The sequence below is a fragment of the Microbacterium sp. B19 genome (assembly GCF_000333395.1).
Classification (GTDB): Bacteria; Actinomycetota; Actinomycetes; order Actinomycetales; family Microbacteriaceae; genus Microbacterium.
This window is the reverse complement of record NZ_BADA01000030.1, coordinates 1-1653: the sequence shown is the minus strand read 5'-3', so window position 1 is coordinate 1653 and position 1653 is coordinate 1. Positions and strand designations below refer to the sequence as shown.

2 protein-coding genes are annotated in these 1653 nt (G+C 69.4%); one reads left to right on the top strand and one right to left on the bottom strand.

Annotation, left to right across the window (positions count from 1 at the left end; genetic code table 11):
- Positions 1-536: class I tRNA ligase family protein (locus tag I5G_RS00995; RefSeq protein ID WP_026095553.1), on the bottom strand; the 536-nt coding region annotated here is incomplete at its 3' end.
- A gap of 287 nt (positions 537-823) precedes the next feature.
- Here I5G_RS00995 and I5G_RS00990 point away from each other — a divergent pair.
- Positions 824-1653: MFS transporter (locus tag I5G_RS00990; protein WP_036325564.1), on the top strand; the 830-nt coding region annotated here is incomplete at its 3' end.

Here is a 1653-nt window from a genome sequence, read left to right as displayed (position 1 = left end):
TTGTAGCCGCGCTCGAAGTCGACCCAGCGTGCCTGGCGGGTGACGTAGTCCTGCCAGTCGCGCGTGTACTCGAGCACCGACTCGCGGGCCTTGCCGTTGAACACGGCGACGCCCATGCGCTCGATCTCGTCCTTCTCGGTGATCCCGAGCTGCTTCATGGCCTCGAGCTCGGCGGGGAGGCCGTGCGTGTCCCAGCCGAAGACGCGGTCGACCTTCTTTCCGCGCATCGTCTGGAAGCGCGGGAACAGGTCCTTCGCGTAACCGGTCAGGAGGTGGCCGTAGTGCGGCAGGCCGTTCGCGAACGGCGGGCCGTCGTAGAACACCCACTCCTCGGCGCCCTCGCGGTTCGCGATCGAGGCGCGGAACGTGTCGTCCGCGTCCCAGAACGCGAGCGTGTCGCGCTCGATGTCCGGGAACCGGGGGCTGGGGACGACGGATGCCACGGACGCGGCGCCGGTCCCGGGCGTGGAGGTCGTGGCATCCGGGGTCGATGCGTCGGCGGCCGGGCCGAAGGATGAGGGGCGAGGGTAGGTCATGTCTCTCCGCAGGTTGCGATCCACCTGCAGGGACGATCCGGTCGGACCGCGGTACCACCCCGCATTGCGCCCACCGGGGTGGTCGCCGCTCTCACTGCGGCTGTGACGGGCCTGCCCCGCTCGGTTCTACTGGGGGCCTGGACCCTGTTCTTCCGAGAGCTCCCCGGTGATGGCCGGATCGGTGCTGATCCAGCCATTCTACGCCGACCCGCCGGGGCCCGCGGGCCACTCGCGGGAATGCCCGGCGATGCTCGGGAGTTTCTGGACTCGTGCCAAGATCTAACCCCGTGACCTCCGCTCCCCCCGTTCCCCGCCCGACCACCTCCGCACCCGCTCGCCGTGTCGCGTGGGCCTCGATGATCGGCACATCCCTCGAGTCGTTCGACTTCTACGTCTACGCGTACTTCGCCGCGTTCTTCGTCGGGCCGCTGTTCTTCGGTCCGCTTGGCGAGGTCGGCGGGACCCTGGCATCCTTCTCGACGATCGCTCTCGCGTTCGTCGTCCGTCCCATCGGCGCGATCGTCTTCGGCCACATGGGCGATCGGCTCGGCCGCCGGACGACGCTGCTGTGGACCGTCGGGATCATGGGCGTGGCGACGGGCTTGATCGGTGCGCTGCCCACGTACGCCCAGGCCGGCTGGCTCGGCGTCGTGCTGCTGCTGGTGCTGCGCATCGCGCAGGGCCTGTCGCTGGGTGGAGAGTGGGGCGGCTCCATCCTGCTGGCGACCGAGCACTCCAGTCCCGTGAAGCGCGCGTTCTACGCCGCGATCCCGCAGCTCGGTTCGCCGGTCGGGTCGATCCTCTCCGCCGTCGTGTTCATCGTGATGACGTTCGCGTTGCCTGCCGACCAGCTCGCCGCCTGGNGCTGGCGCATCCCGTTCCTCCTCGCGGTGCCGCTGCTGCTGGTGTCGCTGTACCTGCGCTGGTCGATCGACGAGACGCCGGTCTTCGAGAACGTCGTCGCCACCGGTCGCCGCGACCGGCTTCCGGTGCTGACGATGTTCCGAGCTCGTCCGGCCGCCGTGGCCATCGCGATCGGTGCCGCGCTCCTCGGCATCGGCTCCTACTCGCTGATGAACACGTACACGATCAACTACGGCGTCGCGCAGCTCGGCTT